Genomic DNA, 15,163 nt, shown 5'->3' with positions numbered 1-15,163 from the left:
TGCCGATCGGCCGCTGCCATTGCGCGCCGTTTCGTCAGAGGGCAGCCACCTCCACTGACGAATCGGGCACGAATCGGTCACCAGAATCAATAAGGGCTCGCAGAGAATCAACATGCTGATTTGATCTCTGTGGTGCTGCTGTTCGTGAGGAATGCGGTGACGTCAGCAGGTGTCCGGAACCTGGCTGTCGAGGGTGGGATGGTGTAGCCGCGCTCGGCCAGGAGGGGCTGGACCTGGTGAACGGCCCTGGTGAGGGTGCTGGCGTTGACTCCGAATAACTGGGCGACCAGGTCTCGGGTGCCGAGTTTGCGCAGGTAGAGCACGGTGGCCAGGACTCTGTCGGCGGTGGTCAGTTTGTCCTTGGCCCCTGCGCCGCGAGCGCGGATGCGCTCGCCTCCTCGCCGCTGGAGCCGTCCTTGCTCACGTAAGTCGTCCAGTGTCCGGGCCAGTTGGCCGACAAGTTCGTCCAGCACCGGTTCGGGCATACCGGTCAGCTCCTGGTTGCGCAGACACCTGATGCACGGCTGTGGGGACGGGCAGTCGGCTGACCGCGTGTTCTTGGCCGCGCTGGTGTCGCGGGGCTGAGGGTGGAGGGTGTAGTTCCAGTCGCCGTGGAAGCGGTGCCGGTGCATGGGCAGAGTGTCGATGTCGCTGTCGGTGACCTTGATGCCGGTGTCGTAGGTGCCCGGGTCGAGTTCGGCATGGACTGTCAGCCCGGTGCGGGTGGTGGTCGCCGCGATGCTGTTCACGATGACGTCGTGGCTGGTCAGCGGGCGGCCGCGCCAGTTCATGGAGATGTGGGAGAACAACCGGTGCTCGATCTTGTTCCACTTCGAAGTGCCCGGCGGCATGTGGCAGACCGTGATGTCCAGGCCCGTCTCGGCGGCCAGAGCTGCGAGTTCCTTCTTCCAGCCGCGGGTGCGGTAGCCGTTGGAGCCGCCCGCGTCTGCGGTGATCAGCAGGCGCGTGGCGGCCGGGTAGTCGTGCCGGCCTCGAGCCTGCCACCAGCGGCGGATGGATTCCACGGCGAAGGCGGCGGTGTCGTGATCGGTACCGACGCTGACCCAACCGGTGTTCGCGGCGATGTCATAGATCCCGTACGGGATCGCCTTGCCCGGTCCCTGCCGGTCGAGGAAGTCGTGCGTCTTGACCTTCACCGGCTCACCGGCCGGCATCCACTCGCGGCCGCCGTTCTTGTACTCGCCAACGAGTTCCTTCTTCTTGGTGTCCACACTGATCACTGGCTGGCTGGCGTCCATGTGATGCCTGGCCTGCTCGCTTGCAGGCTGAAGCCCTCCTCCCTCAGCAGGTCACTGACAGTGTCCGCTGATACCCGGTGACCCTGCCGGGTGAGTTCGCCGGCGAGCTTGCGCGTCGACTTCGTCGTCCATCGCAGTGGCGACATCGGATCCCCGCGCACTTCCGGCTCGACCAGCGCCAACAGTGCAGGTCGCACCCTCGATCCACGTCGGCCGCCCTCTTACGTCCGCCGCCGGGCCGGCGGACCCGACCCAGCGGCTCCGCCCCCGCTTCCAGCTCGCTCACACCACTGCTGACGGTGGTCTCGCTGACTCCGGCCGCCTGCGCGACCGCCCGGATCCCGCCGTGTCCCAAGATCCGGGCCTCGGCCCCCATCAGCAGCCGACGCTGGCGCTCATCCAGATGTGGAAACAACACCGAGAATCTCAGCGCGAGTTGATCACGATTCTCCTGCGATACGCGCATACCACATCAACGAGCCAGACCCACGAAAGCAACACGTTGATTCTCTGCGAGCCCTTAACCTCGGGCTTTCATGACAGCTCGCCAGTTCATCTGGCGGGCTGTTTCTGTCTGTGCTGTGGGTTTCGGGCATGACATCGCCCCGGCAGTCGCGTCGGGTGGGCGCCGGGTTCCACTGCTCCGGTGGGCTTGCGCTGCCCGTAGGGACGAGAAAGTGTTGGTCAGCCGGGGCTGGGGAGGGCTTCGAGTCGTGCCCACGCGTCGGTGATCAGGTTGGTCCAAGGCCAGTGTTTCGCGAGCCGGAGGATGCGGCGGCGGCCGGTGGTGACCAACTGGGCAGCGATGGAGAACAGCCGCAGGCGCAGGCGTTTGGGCTCCCACACCCGGGCGGTGCCGGCCAGAGCGAGCATGGGCATCCAGGCGAGCAGGTCGAGGGCGATCTGGACGATCTCCAGCCAGATCTGGTTCTGCGCGGTGTCGTGCAGGGGCAAATTGCGCAGGCCGGTGGCGCGGGCGGCGCGGATGCGGTCCTCGGCCCTCGCGCGCTGGCGGTGCCGCAGTTCGAGCGCGGCGATCGGAGCATGCTTGGTGTTGGTGGCGAAGCAGGTCAGGCGCATGCCGTCGGCGTCGGTGAAGCGCAGTTGGGCGCCGGGGTGCGGGCGTTCCTTCCGCACGATCAGCCGCATCTCCTTGGGCCAGCCGGTCAGGCAGTCGCCGTCGAGTTCGGCGACCCAGGCACCGTCGCGGATCTCGCCGTCGGGCTCGACGGCCGGCGTCCAGGCCGATGCCGGGACCTTCCCGACGGCCTGGTGGATGGCATCGGTGATGGTCATGCCGACCGAGTAGGACAGCCACCGGCCGCGCGCGGAAAGCCAGTCCACGAACTCGTGGGTGCCGCCGCCCGAGTCGGTGCGGATCAGCGTCCGCCGTCCGCGCCGGTACTTCTTCGGCAGCTGCTTCAGGGCGATCCTGGCGGCTTCGATGTGGTCCGCAGCGGTGTTGCTGCCCGCGTTCCCGGGCCGCAGCAGCCCGGCCACCGGCTCCCCGGACCCGCCCCGGCCGTGGTCGACGAACCCCATCAGCGGATGGTGCCCGAACGTCTTTTTCCAGGTCGCGGCCGCATCCTGCTTCTCGGAATGCGCGATCACCAGCACCCCGCCCAGGTCCACGACCACCTGCCCGCCGGCGTCCGGAGCTTCCTCACCGGCCAACGTCCACACACATTCACGGACTTGAGAGCGGGCCTGCCGCAGTGCGGTCAGAGCACGCTTCCCACCCGCTGCCAGCGTGTCGATCAGCCGGGATACCGTCGGATCGGAGGCCACCGGCCCGAACACCGACGGTTCGGCCCGCAGCAGACCGACGTCTGCCAGGCAGTCCCCACCCAGCGCGACCGCGAGCGCCACATCCAGCAGGACCTTGCCCGGATCATGCACCGCCCGCGGCCTTCGCCACGGCTCAAGCGCCGCCGATATCGCCTGATCCAGACCGGACTTGCGGATCGTCTCCACCAGCAGCACACCACCGGCCTGGGACACCACCCCGCGGCCACCGCCCTCGACGCGGACACGCGGGTAGGACCCGATACGCTTCTTCACCTGGAGAGTGCTTCTTTCATGCGACGACCTGGACACTAGACAAGTCCCATCGTTGCAGGTCAGGAGCACTCTCTGCGTTTCTGATCACCCACCGGACGCCCTGCCACGTGAAAGCGCGAGGCTAACGAGCCGGGTGTGCTGCCCAGGACATCCGGGAGGTCGTGGGGACGCTCCGGGGCCCGTGCGGGCCAAACAGATCGTGCCGAGGATCGGCCTTGCGGCCGAGGCCGCGAAGATCGAGGGAGCGCGCACGAAGCTGAAGCGTCTGGTCGAACGGGGCTGTACCGATCTGGCCAACTCACCCTGAAAATCGGTCCATCGCGTGAATACTGATCACGGGTGTCGGGCGGGTTCGGGGTGGTCTTTCGAGTGCGGGCAGCAGGGTGTGCCGGGTGGCCGTCCGGTGCGGGTTCTCCTGTCGCGCGTCAGACTTTCTGGCACAGGGGTTTGTTGAGCCCTGACGAGCTGAAGGAGAGCCTGATGAGCCGTCCGCCGCAGTTCCCGGTGGAGGACAAGATACGGATCGTGCTGTCGGTCCTGGCTGGTGAGATGACCGTCGCTGAGGCGGCCCGCCGGAACAAGACGTCGCAGACGTCGGTGGCCAAGTGGCGGGACCAGTTCCTGGAGTCCGGGAAGGCTGGCCTGACGGCCGGAACATCGAAGCAGGCCTCCAGCCGGGAGGCGATGCTCGAGGAGCAGATCGAGGACCTCAAGGCCGCGCTTGGTGAGGCCCATGTCGAGCTGCGGGTGTGGAAGAAGTCCGCTGAGGGCCGCCTGGCCCCTTCGAGGACCTCGAGGTGATCCGCACCCAAGCGGCGATGCCGACCTCGAGGTTCTGCGAGCTTGTCGGCATCCCGCGCCGCACCTGCACCCGCTGGCAGGCCCGCGCCCGCCGTGGCCAGAGTGTGGTCAAGGGCCCGTGGCCGGCGCCGGTGGTCGACCAGCTCGAGCCGATCGCCGCGAAGTACGCCGCGGACTGGCCGGCCTGGGGCCACCGCAAGATCCACTGGATGATGCGAGCCGACGGCCACGACGTGTCTGCGTCCTCCATCGAACGGGCTCTGCGCAGAAGGGATTTACTCCAGCCGGTCGACTACCAGGGAATACGCCGCGAGCTGGCCAAGGCCCGCAAGGCCGCCTTCGCCCAGCCGCCGACGAGCCCGAACGAAGTATGGCAACTGGACTTCTCCGAATACGAGACGTCCGGAGGCGGGATCTGGCGGCTGGCCGGGGTGACGGACTACTTCACCAAGTACGAGCACGGCTGGCACATCAGCCCCTCGTGCACCGGCGCCGACGCGATCGAGGCGGTGAAGCTCGCGATCGCGGAGGCCGAACGTCTCGGCGGACGTCCGCTGGCCGAGCTGCTGCCCGCCGATCCCGACACCGGCAAAAACCGGCGCATCAAGCTGGTCACCGACAATGGCGGAGCCTTCAAGGGCGCCGCGTTCGCCCGCTTCATCGCTACCCGCCCCGAGTTGCTGCACATCCGCACCCAGGCCAAGAGCCCCGGCCAGAACGGCGTACGCGAGCGCGCCTTCGGCTCGCTGAAGTACGAGCACCTCTACCGCCTGGAGATCGAGGACCTCACCATGCTCGCCCCCGGAGGCCGAGCACTACCGGCATGTGTTCAACCACAACCGACCCCACGAGGCCCTGTCCGGCCACCGGCCGATCGAGGTCTACAACGACCCGAGCCTGCATCCCCAACTTTCAAACCGAGATCACTGAGCCAAAAACTTGACGCGGGACACTCCGATGTCTTTCGGGTCGTGGGCGGGTAGGGGCGGTCGCGCGGGTCAGCTGAGCATGCGCTGCCCGGTCGTTGTCCACGTACGAAGCAAGCGTCCGTCCGGGTCACGCCCTCGGCACGACCACCGTCTTCGGTACGGCGATAGCGGAGACCACAAGATTTCGGCGGGCCAGCCAACGGCCCTTCAGAAGGCCGGCTTCTCCCCTGAACTGGGGCCGGGAAGGGATGATGCGTGCCGTGAAGGAGGCTGCCGCGGCGTCCACTTCGATGTCGGCGTCCTCGAAATCCAGTCGGCGCCCCGTGGCCGGATACCAGGCCTTGTAGACCGCTTCCTTCATGCTGAACAGCAGGCGGTCCCAGCACACGCCGGGTTCGGTCGCCCGGAGTCTGCGCAGGCGCGCGATTTCACCGGGCAGGGCAATGGTCTCCAACACGCCTTCGGGCAGCGGCTGATCGGGTTCCGCGTCGATCCCCATCATGGCGACATCGGACGTACGGGCCAGGGCCGCGACTCGATAGCCGGTGCAGTGCGAAATGCTGCCTGTCACGGATTCCGGCCAGCGCGGCGCTCCGTGCCAGCCGGGCAGCAGGGGCCCGGACGGCAGGCCGAGCTGGGCGAGGCAGCGTCGCGCGCACAGCCGTGCCGTGGCGAACTCACGCCGCCGACTGTCCACGGCGTTCGCGACGACCCTGGCCTCCTCCGGATATAGCTCGGCCGGTGCGAAGTCGTCGTACGCCTCGGCCACAACGACGTTCGGCGGGAGTATCTCTTCGATCACGGAGTTCTCGTCTGTGGCAGCACACGACGGGGGACGTTGCGCGGGTGGCCGGGGCGGCGCCACTCGCGCGGATAGCCGACGGACACCTCCTCGAAGCACACGCCGTCGTGCCAGGTCGTCCGGGGGATGTGCAGATGGCCGTACACCACCGACCGGGCGCGGAACCGGTGGTGCCAGTCGGCCGTCCGCACGGTGCCGGACCACTGCGCGAACTCAGGGTGATACAGGATCCGGGTCGGATGGCGCACCAGCGGATAGTGGTTGACCAGCACCGTGGGCAGGTCGGGGTCGCACGCGGCGAGGCGCCGTTCGCTCTCCCGCACCCGAGCGTCGCACCAGGCCTCACGACTGGGATAGGGGTCCGGGTGGAGGAAGAACTCGTCCGTGCACACCACTCCCTTCTCGTACGCCTGCTCCAGCGCCGCCTCCTTGGTCACGGCGGTCGGCGTACGGAGGCTGTAGTCGTAGAGCACGAACAGCGGCGCCACCGTCACCGGTCCGCCCGCCACTTCCCACACCGCGTAGGGGTCCTCCGGGGTGAGGATGTCCATCCCCCTGCACAGGTCCACCAGGTAGCGGTATCTCTCCTCGCCCCGGAGCTGCACCGGGTCCTCGCGGGGCGTCCACGGCTCATGGTTGCCCGTCGCCCAGACGACCTTGGCGAAGTGGTCCCGCAGCGTGCTCAGCACCCACTCGATGTCTTCGGTCAGCTCCCCGACGTCACCGGCGACCAGCAGCCAGTCGTCGGCCGCCGTCGGGCGCAGGTTCTCCACGATCTCCCGGTTCTCCGGATGGCTGACGTGCAGATCGCTGATGCCGAGCCGGTTCGCGGGGGCCATCCGTCACCGGTCCGACGCGGGCGGGCCGGTCAGCGACGACTCCGCGATGCCGGCCGAGAACGCCTCCATCACCGCTTCCGCATGGGAGTTGAGGTAGAAGTGACCGCCCTCGTACACCTTGAGTTCGAAGCCGCCGACCGTGTGCTCGCTCCAGGCCTTCGCCTCGTCGAGCGTCACCTGGGGGTCGTCGTCGCCGGTGAAAGCGACGACGGGGCAGTCCAGCGGAGGGCCTGGAACGTGGCGGTACGACTCCACCGCCTTGTAGTCGCTCCTGACGGCCGGGAGGATCATCCGCAGCATGTCCGGGTCGCCCAGGATCTGGGAGTCAGTCCCGCTGAGCTTCTTGAGCTCGTCGATCAGGCCGTTGTCGTCGCGCCGGTGCACGTTCCCGTCCCGCGTACGCGACGGGGCGCGCCGGCCGGAGACGAAGAGGCGCAGGGGCTTGATCTCCTTGCTCTCCAGGCGCCTGGCGGCCTCGTACGCCACCATGGCGCCCATGCTGTGGCCGAAGAGGGCCAGCGGCTTGGTGTCCAGGGACAGCAGCTCCTCGACAACGCGGTCGGCCAGCTCGCCGATGTCACTGACACACGGTTCGCTGTGCCGGTCCTGCCGACCCGGGTACTGGACCGACAGCACCTCGATCGACCGTGACAGCGTACGGGAGACAGGAAAGTAGAAGGTGGCCGAGCCTCCCGCGTGCGGGAAGCAGACCAGCCGGACACCGGCATCTGGCGCCGGGTGGAATCGACGCAGCCACGCCGTGTTACCTGTCATGGTTCCTAAACGTCCCCTCTGTCTTGCCGTCTTGCCATCTCTGTCCTGCGGTTCTGTGGTCTTGCCGGGCCACATCGGCGGGTTGCCGTGTTTACGCGAGGACAGCCGAGCGTCCTTCGCGCGCAGTGCCTCAAGTGCCTCAATCAGAACGGGTTTTGGTTCGGCGGGGTCGATCACGTCGTCCACGAGCCCGCGTGGCGGCGTAATAGGGATGCATCAGCTCCTGCCGGTACTTGAGGGGCCTCGCGCTTCTTGGACAGCATCTGGCCATTGATGTCACGCGGAGATTTGCAACTTCTGGTACTCGGCGTGGCCTTCGCACGGAGGGCGGTAACCCACCGCCGAGTGAAGGCGTTTGCGATTGTACCAGAATTCGATGTATCGAGTGATGTCCTGCCGGGCTGCCTCGCGGGTGGGGTAAGTCGCCCGTGATACGCGCTCGTTCTTCAGGGCTCCGAAGAACGATTCAGCCATGGCGTTGTCGAAACAGATTCCGGTACGGCCGGCGGATCTGCGAAGCCCGAACCGCTTCAGCGTCTTCCCGAACTCGACTGACATGTAGTTCGGTCTTCCATCGCGTAACCGATTACTTCTTTCGTGCAGCCGTCGAGGACGGTCGCAAGATACAGCCACCCTTCTGCGGTGGCTATATAGGTGATATCGCCGACCAGCTTTTCACCTGGAGTATCGGCGGTGAAGTCCCGGCCGACGAGGTCCGGTACGGGACCGGGCGTGCCCTGGGTGAGGCCGAAGCGTTTCGGCTTCGGCTGGCAGGGCTCAAGGCCCAGCTCGCGCATGATGCGGCGGACCAGCTCCAGGCCCGCGGTGATGCCCCAGCGATGCAGCTGGGCGTGGATGCGCCGGTAGCCGTAGGTGCTGTCGGCTTCCTCGAATGCCTTCTTGATGAGAAGCTTCAATTCCTCACGCCGCTGGGCCGTCGCGGATTCCGGACGGCCTCGCCAGTTGTAGTAGCCGGACTTGGACACGTCGAGCCGACCGCACATGAACTCGACGCTATACACGTACTCCACCGTGTCGAGCCGCATCTCATCGATGAACTCGTATTTGCTCGCTACCGGGGATCCTTCGCGAAGTACGCTAACCTCGAAGTTTCGTGACGGTCCGCCGATGGAGTCGGTGGACCGTTTTCGTGCCGTGGGCTGAGGTTTTGCAGGCCGAAGACCCGAGTGTCGCCTCGGGATGGCGCCGGATTCCACTGCTCAGGGTGTTGAGGTGCTGTCGAAGGGACGGGGAATCTGCTGGTCAGCCAGGGGCGGGCAGTTGGATGAGTCGGTCGAGGGCTGCGGTGATGTGACCGGTCCAGGGCCAGTGCCGGGCCAGGCGGAGGATTCGCCGACGGCCGGTGGTCACGAGCTGTCCGGCCGCGGTGAACAGGCGGAGCCGTAGTCGGCGGAGCTCCCAGAGCCTGGCCTTGCCGGTCAGGGCGAGCATCGGCATCCAGGCCAGCAGGTCGAGAGCGAGCTGCGCGATCTCCAGCCAGATCCGGTTCTGGGCCGTGCGGTGCAGGGGCAGGTTGCGCAGGCCGGTGGTCCGGGCGGCGCGGATGCGGTCCTCGGCCCGGGCCCGCAGCCGGTGACGGAGCTCGAGCTCGGCGATCGGCCGGCCCAAGGTGTTCGTGGCGAAACAGGTCAGCCGCATGCCGTCCGCATCTATGAGCCGCAACTGGGCCCCGGGGTGCGGTCGTTCCTTCCTGACGATCAGCCGCATGCCCTGCGGCCAGCCGTCCAGAACGTCGCCGGTGAGTTCAGCGACCCAGGCGCCGTCGCGGATCTCGCCGTCCGCCTCGACGGCCGCCGTCCAGGCCGATGCCGGAACCTTCAGCACATGCTGGTGAATCGCCTCGGTGATCACCATGCCGACCGAGTAGGACAGCCACCGTCCTCGCTGAGCGAGCCAGGCGACGAAGTCGTGGGTGCCGCCCGCGGAGTCGGTGCGGATCAGGGTCCGGCGCCCGCGCCGGTACTTCTTCGGCAGCTGGGCCAGGCCAGTTGAGCGGCAGTGATGTGGTCGGTGGCCGTGTTCGATCCCGCGTTGCCTGGTCTGAGCAGGGCCGCGACCGGTTCACCCGTGCCGCCCGGTCCGTGGTCGACGAACCCCATCAGCGGGTGGTGGCCATAGGTTCGCTTCCACGTGGGTGCGGCGTCCTCCTTGTCCGAGTGAGCGATCACCAGCACCCCGTCGAGGTCCACGGTCACCGTCCCGCCCGCATCAGGAGCTTCCCGGTCGGCCAACCGCCAGACATGTTGACGGACTTCAGCCCGCGCGGCACGGATGGCCCGCAGGGCCTTCTCCCCGGCCGCGGCGAGGGTGTCGATGAGGCGGGAGACCGTCGGGTCGGAGGCCACCGGCCCGAACACGGCCGGCTCGGCCCGCAGCACGGCGACATCCGCGAGGCAGTCCCCGCCCAGCGCGACCGCCAGGGCCACGTCCAGCAGGATCTTGCCCGGATCGTGAACCGCCCGAGCCTTCCGCCACGGCGTCAGCGCCGCTGATATCGCGGTGTCCAAGCCGGCCCTGCGGACGGTCTCGACCAGCAGCACGCCCCCAGCCTGCGAGACCACCGCCCGGCCGCCGCCCTCGATGCGGACACGCGGGTACGACCCGATACGCTTCTTCACCTGGAGAGTGCTTCTTTCCGTGCAGCCAACAGGACCCTAGACAAGTCCCATCGTTGCAGGTCAGAAGCACTCTCCGCTTATTTGATCAAGCCTCGGACACCCCACCTCGTGAAAGCGCGAGGCTAATACTCCAGTCTGGTTTCGCGATCTTGCTGGTGGACCCGGCTGGTAACGCGTACGGCCACCGCGTGATCATCGGGGGTTGTGTGGACTCCTGAAGATCGTGCGGTGGCCGCAGGCCATAGCGTAGACCCTGCCCGCTGGCGGACGATGTTCGACCAGGCCATGGCCCGGATCGCGGGACAATTCGGCCGAGTTGAGCCGCGGACCGCCGCCCGTGCCTATCTGCTCGGGCTGCTGTCGAACGTCGAGCGCAAGAACTGCTGGCAGCTGGCCGAGCAGGCCGGTCTCGCCCGGCCCGGACCGATGCAGCGCCTGCTGCGCTACGCGCGCTGGGACGCCGACGCTGTCCGTGACGACCTGCGCGCCTACGTCGCCGACCACCTCGGCACCGACGACGCGGTGCTGATCGTGGACGAGACGGGCTTTGTGAAGAAGGGCCGAGCCTCGGCGGGCGTGCAACGGCAGTACACCGGCACCGCGGGACGCATCGAGAACTCCCGGGTCGGCGTGTTCCTCGCCTACGCCACCAGCCGAGGAAGGGCCCTGATCGACCGTCGGCTCTACCTGCCCGAGCATTCCTGGTGCACCAATCCGGACCGCCGTCACGCGGCCGGGATACCCAAGGAGGTGCAGTTCGCGACCAAGCCCCGCTTGGCCGGGGAGATGATCGCCGACGCGCTGGACGCGGGGCTCACCGCTTCCTGGGTGACCGGCGACGAAGCCTACGGCCAGGACCCGCACCTGCGAGCCCGCCTCGAAGGCCGTGGTATCGGCTACGTCCTGGCAGTCGCCTGCTCGGCCAGGGTGCGGATCAACCACGGCCGCACCCCCGTCCGCGCGGACACCGTCGCCGGCAGCCTGCCCGCCACCTCCTGGCACCGCCAGAGCGCCGGGAGGGGCGCGAAGGGCCCGCGCTACTACGACTGGGCCTGGATCCACATCGGCAGCGACAGCCACCGCCACCTACTCATCCGCCGCAACCGGACCACCGGTGAACTCGCCTTCTACCTGTGCTGGTCACCCACCGAGGTGCCCCTGGCGGAGCTGATCCGCGTCGCCGGTGTCCGCTGGAGCGTCGAGGAGTGCTTCCAGGCAGCCAAGGGCCAGGTCGGACTCGACCACTACCAGGTCAGGCACTGGACCTCATGGCACCGGCACATCACGCTCGCCATGCTTGCCCTGGCCTTCCTGAGCGTCGTCGCCGCCAGTGCGGCCCCGGACCGGGCCGCCGATCCGCACCACCCCACCCGCAGCCGCGAACCGATCACGCTGACCGTTTCGGAGATCCGCCACCTACTCGCCGCCTTCCACCCACCAGCCGTGTCCGCGGCCAGGCTGCTGCACTGGTCCAACTGGCGCCGAAAGCACCAGGCCACAGCCCGTCGCAGCCACTACCGACGACGATCCGCCGACGAACCCACGGGATAGATCACGAAACCGCACTGGAGTACTAGCTTGAGGGCATGGTGAACAACCGCACGTCGGGGTCGGTGACGACGGAGGTTCGCGGGATCGTGTGGGCTGTCCAGGCTGGTCACGAGGGTCAGTGGCGCGCCCTGGAGGCAAGGCTCCGCGAGCGGGATGCGGCTATGGAACACCTTGAATGGTGCCGCGTGCACGCGCCTCGCTCTGTCTCTCACCGGCTCATTCGGGAGACAACGACGGTGACGACCGAGATCGTGGACGTCTGATCGGGCACGAGAAGCAGGCGACGACCAGCATTCGAGACTTGTGCATTGGAGTTCCGAAACGGTCACACGCGGCCGCGATGCCTGCTGGTGCGTGCCCACCGGGACCCCGCGTACGCAGGGTCGGCTTCTTCGCCGCCCGCCGCTACCGCCGGCGCTTCCAGCAGCTTCTGGCGGGCCACCGCCAAGTGCAGCCTGCGACAGAGCCGTTCACCGGCCCGTCCCCCAAGCTCGACAGCGACCGCACGCAGCCACTGCTTCACGCCGGGACCGGAGCGCCGATACCGCTCGCTTGACCCGCTGACCCGCTGACCCGCTGATGCTGACCTGCTCGACGAAGATCCTCCGCCCGCAGGACGACCGGTCTCGGTCAGGGACAGCTCCAGCCAGGCCGCGTTGATCTGGAAGTGGCAGGAGGGGAAGCGGCCGGAGCCGGTGGTCTTGCCGCAGGGGATGCGGTCTTCGACCCGGGCGTGTGCGCGGTGGCGAACCTTTAGATGCTGCATGGAGCCCTCGCCGTAGGGGGTGTCGGTGAGGAAGACCTGGTGGCGCATGCCTTCATCCAGGCCGAATAGGGAGAGCTGGGCGCCGCTCGGTGACCTCGACTGAACCGCGCAGGGAGCCGCCCTGTTCCAGGGCCCGGGTGCCAGACCTGCCGGGGCAGGGTCCGGATCGCGCGGCGGACCGGTTCGGTGACGGGGCGTCTGACGGAGAAGTGCGTCCGGATGCCCTGGTGGCGCAGGTGGGTCAGGAATGCTTTGGCGCCGCCTGCGCTGTCGGTGCGGATGAGGATGTCGGTGCCGTGGCGATGGGCATCGGGGTCTGTGCGAGCGCGGCGTCCAGGACGGTGATGTGGTCGCTCGCAGTGTTTGCGCCGGCGTTGCCCGGCCGCAGCAGGCCAGCCAGAGCCTCGCCGGTGTTGTCCAGAAAGCACAGCAGCAGGTGGAAGCCGTATCCGTGTTTGTAGTTGACGGCTGCCTTTTCCTTCTCGGAGTGGCAGGTGACGAGGGTGGCGTCGAGGTCCAGGACTGCCGACGATTTTCTTGGCGGCGTCGGTTCTCTGGCTGGCCAGGGGCACATTGAGGGTGCGCCATCTTCAAAACCGCTGGTCAGGGGTTCTTCCGTGATGTTCGTTCGGGGTGCTCGCGCTGGTCGTAGGCGGCAGTCTGTGCTGTAGATCGTCTGACAGGGTGGTTTCGCCGGTTCCTGCCCGCTGTGGCCGGTATGCCTTCTACGATCCCGGGTCATGGTGGACCCCGAGACGCTGGAACGGATCGCCGCGCGACGCGCGGAGCTGGACGCACTCGAAGAACAGCTGGTCAAGCAGCTGGAGGAGGTACGGGCCGAGCGGGACGAACTCGCCGTCGCGATACGGTCCTTGAGCGGATGAGTGAGCAGATCACCCAGGAGCGTGCCGTGGCCGCTCCGGTATCTGCCCAGGTGGGGGCTGGACGGTGTGGATGATCCCGGAGCGTGGGCCGGGTGTGGAGGAGACTGCGCTCCCGCCGGAGTACCAGCGCATCCTCACCGTCGCGCGGAAGGCTGGCGGACCGGTATCGGTCCGGCAGGTCGGCGAGGAGCTGGGCCTGGAGGTCACGGTGAAGGGCAAGCTGGAGCCGCTGCGCGGGAAGCTGAGGAAACTGTCCGACCGCGGTTGGCTGCGCAAACGTCCCGACGGGAAGTTCACCGTCCGCCCGTGACCCGCCGCGACTCCGCTCTCGGTGCCGCAATCCGGCCGTAACTGCGGTGCCCCCGGCGGCCGTTGAGATTGTGTGAGCAAAAACAAAGAGCACACCGAGAGCACCGTGTCCCTGTCTACCAGTGCCGCCTGTCGCTGTCCACGCGGACCGTCAACCACCTCGCCGACCTACTGCGACGCCACCTGAAGGCGATAGGTTCCCGCTGGAGGACCCGGACACCCGGGAAGATCGCCGTGATCGTCCTGGCCGTCCTGCGGCACGACCATCGGCTGACCGACATGGCCGGCGGCAACGGCATCTCCGCCACCACCGTCCGGCGCTGGCGCGACGAGGTGATCGACCTGCTCGCCGCCAAGGCGCCGCGTCTGGACCGCGTCCTGAAGAAGATCGCCAAGCGGGGCGGCGAGGTCGTCCTGGTCGACGGCACCCTCGTGCCCACCCAGCGCCGCACGGGGCCAGCGAACCGCCCGAACTATTCCGGCAAGCACCACCGCCACGGCCTGCACTTCCTCGCCCTGACCGACGAACGCGGCCGCCTGATCTGGATCTCGGCCGCCCGGCCCGGCCGCACCCACGACATCACCGCCGCCCGCCGCGACCATCTCCTCACCCACCTCCGCGCCGCCGGCCTCGGCGCTCTCGCGGACCTCGGCTTCCTCGGCCTGGACGACGACCCCGACGACCCCGTGGTCGTCACCGGCTTCAAAGCCACCCGCCACCGCAAGCTCACCACCTGCGAAAAGGAAGCCAACCGGGTTCTCGCCGCCGGACGCGCCCCCGTCGAACACGGCTTCGCACACCTCAAAAATTGGCGCACACTCACCAAGCTCCGCACCGAACCCGCCCGCGCCACCCACCTCCTGCGCGCCCTGCTCGTCCTCACGAACCTCGAGGTCCACCGCTGACAGATGACAGATGATCTTCAGTGCAGACTGCCGCAGCACGACCAGCACGAGTACCCAGACTGAACGTCACGGAAGGGCCCCTGAACAGCGACTTTCAAGATGGCGCAGGCTCATTGGTGGAGGTCTTCACGCTCTGGGTGTCGATCACGGAAGCGGTCGTTCGGGCTTCCGTCCTTCCTTTACGCGGACCAGGCCGGTCAGGTCGTAGTTGAGCTGGGTGAGGATTTCCTCGTCTCGCCAGGCGGCGTAGTAGGCGTAGACGGTGCAGTGGTGGGGTAAGGCGTGCGGGAGGTATTTCGAGGGGATTCAGGTGCGGTTGATGTAGAGGAGTGCGTTGAATACGTCGCGCGCGAAGTGCGGGCGAGGTTGCGGCCCATCACCGCGAGTCCCGTGACACCGATCTGGGCTGTACCACTCATGCGCGTGCTCCTGGAGTCCGTCGGAAGATCCGTCCGTGCCGTCATTGCCGCTGTTCCCGCTGTTTTGGAGACGCATACGTGTGGGCGGTCCCGGCCATTCACCGATCCTCGACGCACGGGCGGCGTTCCGCACTCTGCCCGGCCCCCTCGCGTCGCACTCGGGCAGCGTTCGGACTCCGTCACGTGCGAAGCGGGCGCCGACGGGGCCCGTCGCGCTCGCGCGC

12 protein-coding genes and 5 pseudogenes are annotated in these 15,163 nt (G+C 67.7%); 7 read left to right on the top strand and 10 right to left on the bottom strand.

The window, feature by feature from the left end:
* Positions 1-107 precede the first annotated feature (107 nt).
* Positions 108-1,635: pseudogene (locus QFZ82_RS00945) on the bottom strand (ISAzo13 family transposase).
* A 308-nt stretch (positions 1,636-1,943) separates the two neighbouring features.
* Positions 1,944-3,320 (bottom strand): IS1380 family transposase, encoded by a 1,377-nt coding sequence (locus QFZ82_RS00940; protein WP_307711316.1) that lies wholly within the window; start codon positions 3,318-3,320, stop codon positions 1,944-1,946.
* 181 nt (positions 3,321-3,501) lie between these two features.
* Between QFZ82_RS00940 and QFZ82_RS00935 the strand changes: the two genes are divergently transcribed.
* From QFZ82_RS00935 to QFZ82_RS00925, 3 genes are all read left to right on the top strand, one after another.
* Positions 3,502-3,627 (top strand): hypothetical protein, encoded by a 126-nt coding sequence (locus QFZ82_RS00935; protein ID WP_307711315.1) that lies wholly within the window; start codon positions 3,502-3,504, stop codon positions 3,625-3,627.
* Positions 3,628-3,800: 173 nt separating this feature from the next.
* Positions 3,801-4,121 (top strand): transposase, encoded by a 321-nt coding sequence (locus QFZ82_RS00930; RefSeq protein WP_307711246.1) that lies wholly within the window; start codon positions 3,801-3,803, stop codon positions 4,119-4,121.
* Complete coding sequence (locus tag QFZ82_RS00925; RefSeq protein ID WP_307711314.1) at positions 4,118-5,104, top strand: hypothetical protein; 987 nt, start codon at positions 4,118-4,120, stop codon at positions 5,102-5,104. The genes QFZ82_RS00930 and QFZ82_RS00925 overlap by 4 nt, the downstream gene beginning before the upstream one ends.
* Before the next feature lie 73 nt (positions 5,105-5,177).
* Here the strand turns inward: QFZ82_RS00925 and QFZ82_RS00920 are convergent, their stop codons facing one another.
* The 6 genes and pseudogenes from QFZ82_RS00920 to QFZ82_RS00895 form a co-directional block, all read right to left on the bottom strand.
* On the bottom strand, positions 5,178-5,819 hold the full coding sequence (locus tag QFZ82_RS00920) for a 4'-phosphopantetheinyl transferase (RefSeq protein ID WP_373429208.1): 642 nt from the start codon (positions 5,817-5,819) through the stop codon (positions 5,178-5,180).
* A gap of 29 nt (positions 5,820-5,848) precedes the next feature.
* A complete protein-coding gene (locus QFZ82_RS00915; RefSeq protein ID WP_307711293.1) occupies positions 5,849-6,691 on the bottom strand; it encodes a metallophosphoesterase in 843 nt (280 codons plus the stop codon).
* A gap of 3 nt (positions 6,692-6,694) precedes the next feature.
* The gene (locus QFZ82_RS00910; RefSeq protein WP_307711292.1) at positions 6,695-7,465 is read right to left on the bottom strand and encodes a thioesterase II family protein; all 771 of its coding nucleotides are present in this window, start codon (positions 7,463-7,465) and stop codon (positions 6,695-6,697) included.
* A gap of 276 nt (positions 7,466-7,741) precedes the next feature.
* On the bottom strand, positions 7,742-8,023 hold the full coding sequence (locus QFZ82_RS00905; RefSeq protein WP_307711291.1) for an integrase core domain-containing protein: 282 nt from the start codon (positions 8,021-8,023) through the stop codon (positions 7,742-7,744).
* Positions 7,996-8,511 carry an IS3 family transposase gene (locus QFZ82_RS00900; RefSeq protein WP_307711290.1) on the bottom strand — a complete coding sequence of 172 codons (516 nt, stop codon included), beginning with the start codon at positions 8,509-8,511 and terminating at the stop codon, positions 7,996-7,998. The genes QFZ82_RS00905 and QFZ82_RS00900 overlap by 28 nt, the downstream gene beginning before the upstream one ends.
* Positions 8,512-8,728: 217 nt before the next feature.
* A pseudogene (locus tag QFZ82_RS00895) lies at positions 8,729-10,104 on the bottom strand (IS1380 family transposase).
* Positions 10,105-10,374: 270 nt separating this feature from the next.
* On the opposite strand from QFZ82_RS00895, the pseudogene QFZ82_RS00890 reads away from it, so the two are divergent.
* Positions 10,375-11,681, top strand: a pseudogene (locus QFZ82_RS00890) (IS701 family transposase).
* A gap of 602 nt (positions 11,682-12,283) precedes the next feature.
* Here QFZ82_RS00890 and QFZ82_RS39605 read toward each other — a convergent pair.
* A pseudogene (locus QFZ82_RS39605) lies at positions 12,284-12,944 on the bottom strand (transposase); the annotation flags it as partial.
* Between the two features lie 217 nt (positions 12,945-13,161).
* On the opposite strand from QFZ82_RS39605, the gene QFZ82_RS00875 reads away from it, so the two are divergent.
* The 3 genes from QFZ82_RS00875 (at position 13,162) to QFZ82_RS00865 (ending at position 14,520) form a co-directional block, all read left to right on the top strand.
* On the top strand, positions 13,162-13,305 hold the full coding sequence (locus QFZ82_RS00875) for a hypothetical protein (protein WP_307711311.1): 144 nt from the start codon (positions 13,162-13,164) through the stop codon (positions 13,303-13,305).
* Positions 13,306-13,375: 70 nt separating this feature from the next.
* Entirely contained in the window at positions 13,376-13,615 is a 240-nt protein-coding gene (locus QFZ82_RS00870) for a hypothetical protein (RefSeq protein ID WP_307711310.1), read from the top strand.
* Between the two features lie 233 nt (positions 13,616-13,848).
* A complete protein-coding gene (locus tag QFZ82_RS00865; protein WP_307711309.1) occupies positions 13,849-14,520 on the top strand; it encodes a transposase family protein in 672 nt (223 codons plus the stop codon).
* Between the two features lie 97 nt (positions 14,521-14,617).
* On the opposite strand, the pseudogene QFZ82_RS00860 reads toward QFZ82_RS00865, so the two are convergent.
* Positions 14,618-14,868: pseudogene (locus QFZ82_RS00860) on the bottom strand (transposase); the annotation flags it as partial.
* Positions 14,869-15,163 lie beyond the last annotated feature (295 nt).

Origin of the sequence: Streptomyces sp. V4I23, assembly GCF_030817975.1 — a bacterium.
In the GTDB taxonomy this organism is placed as follows: Bacteria; Actinomycetota; Actinomycetes; order Streptomycetales; family Streptomycetaceae; genus Streptomyces.
The sequence above is the reverse complement of the archived record's forward strand: the minus strand, read 5'-3'. Positions and strand labels throughout refer to the sequence as shown.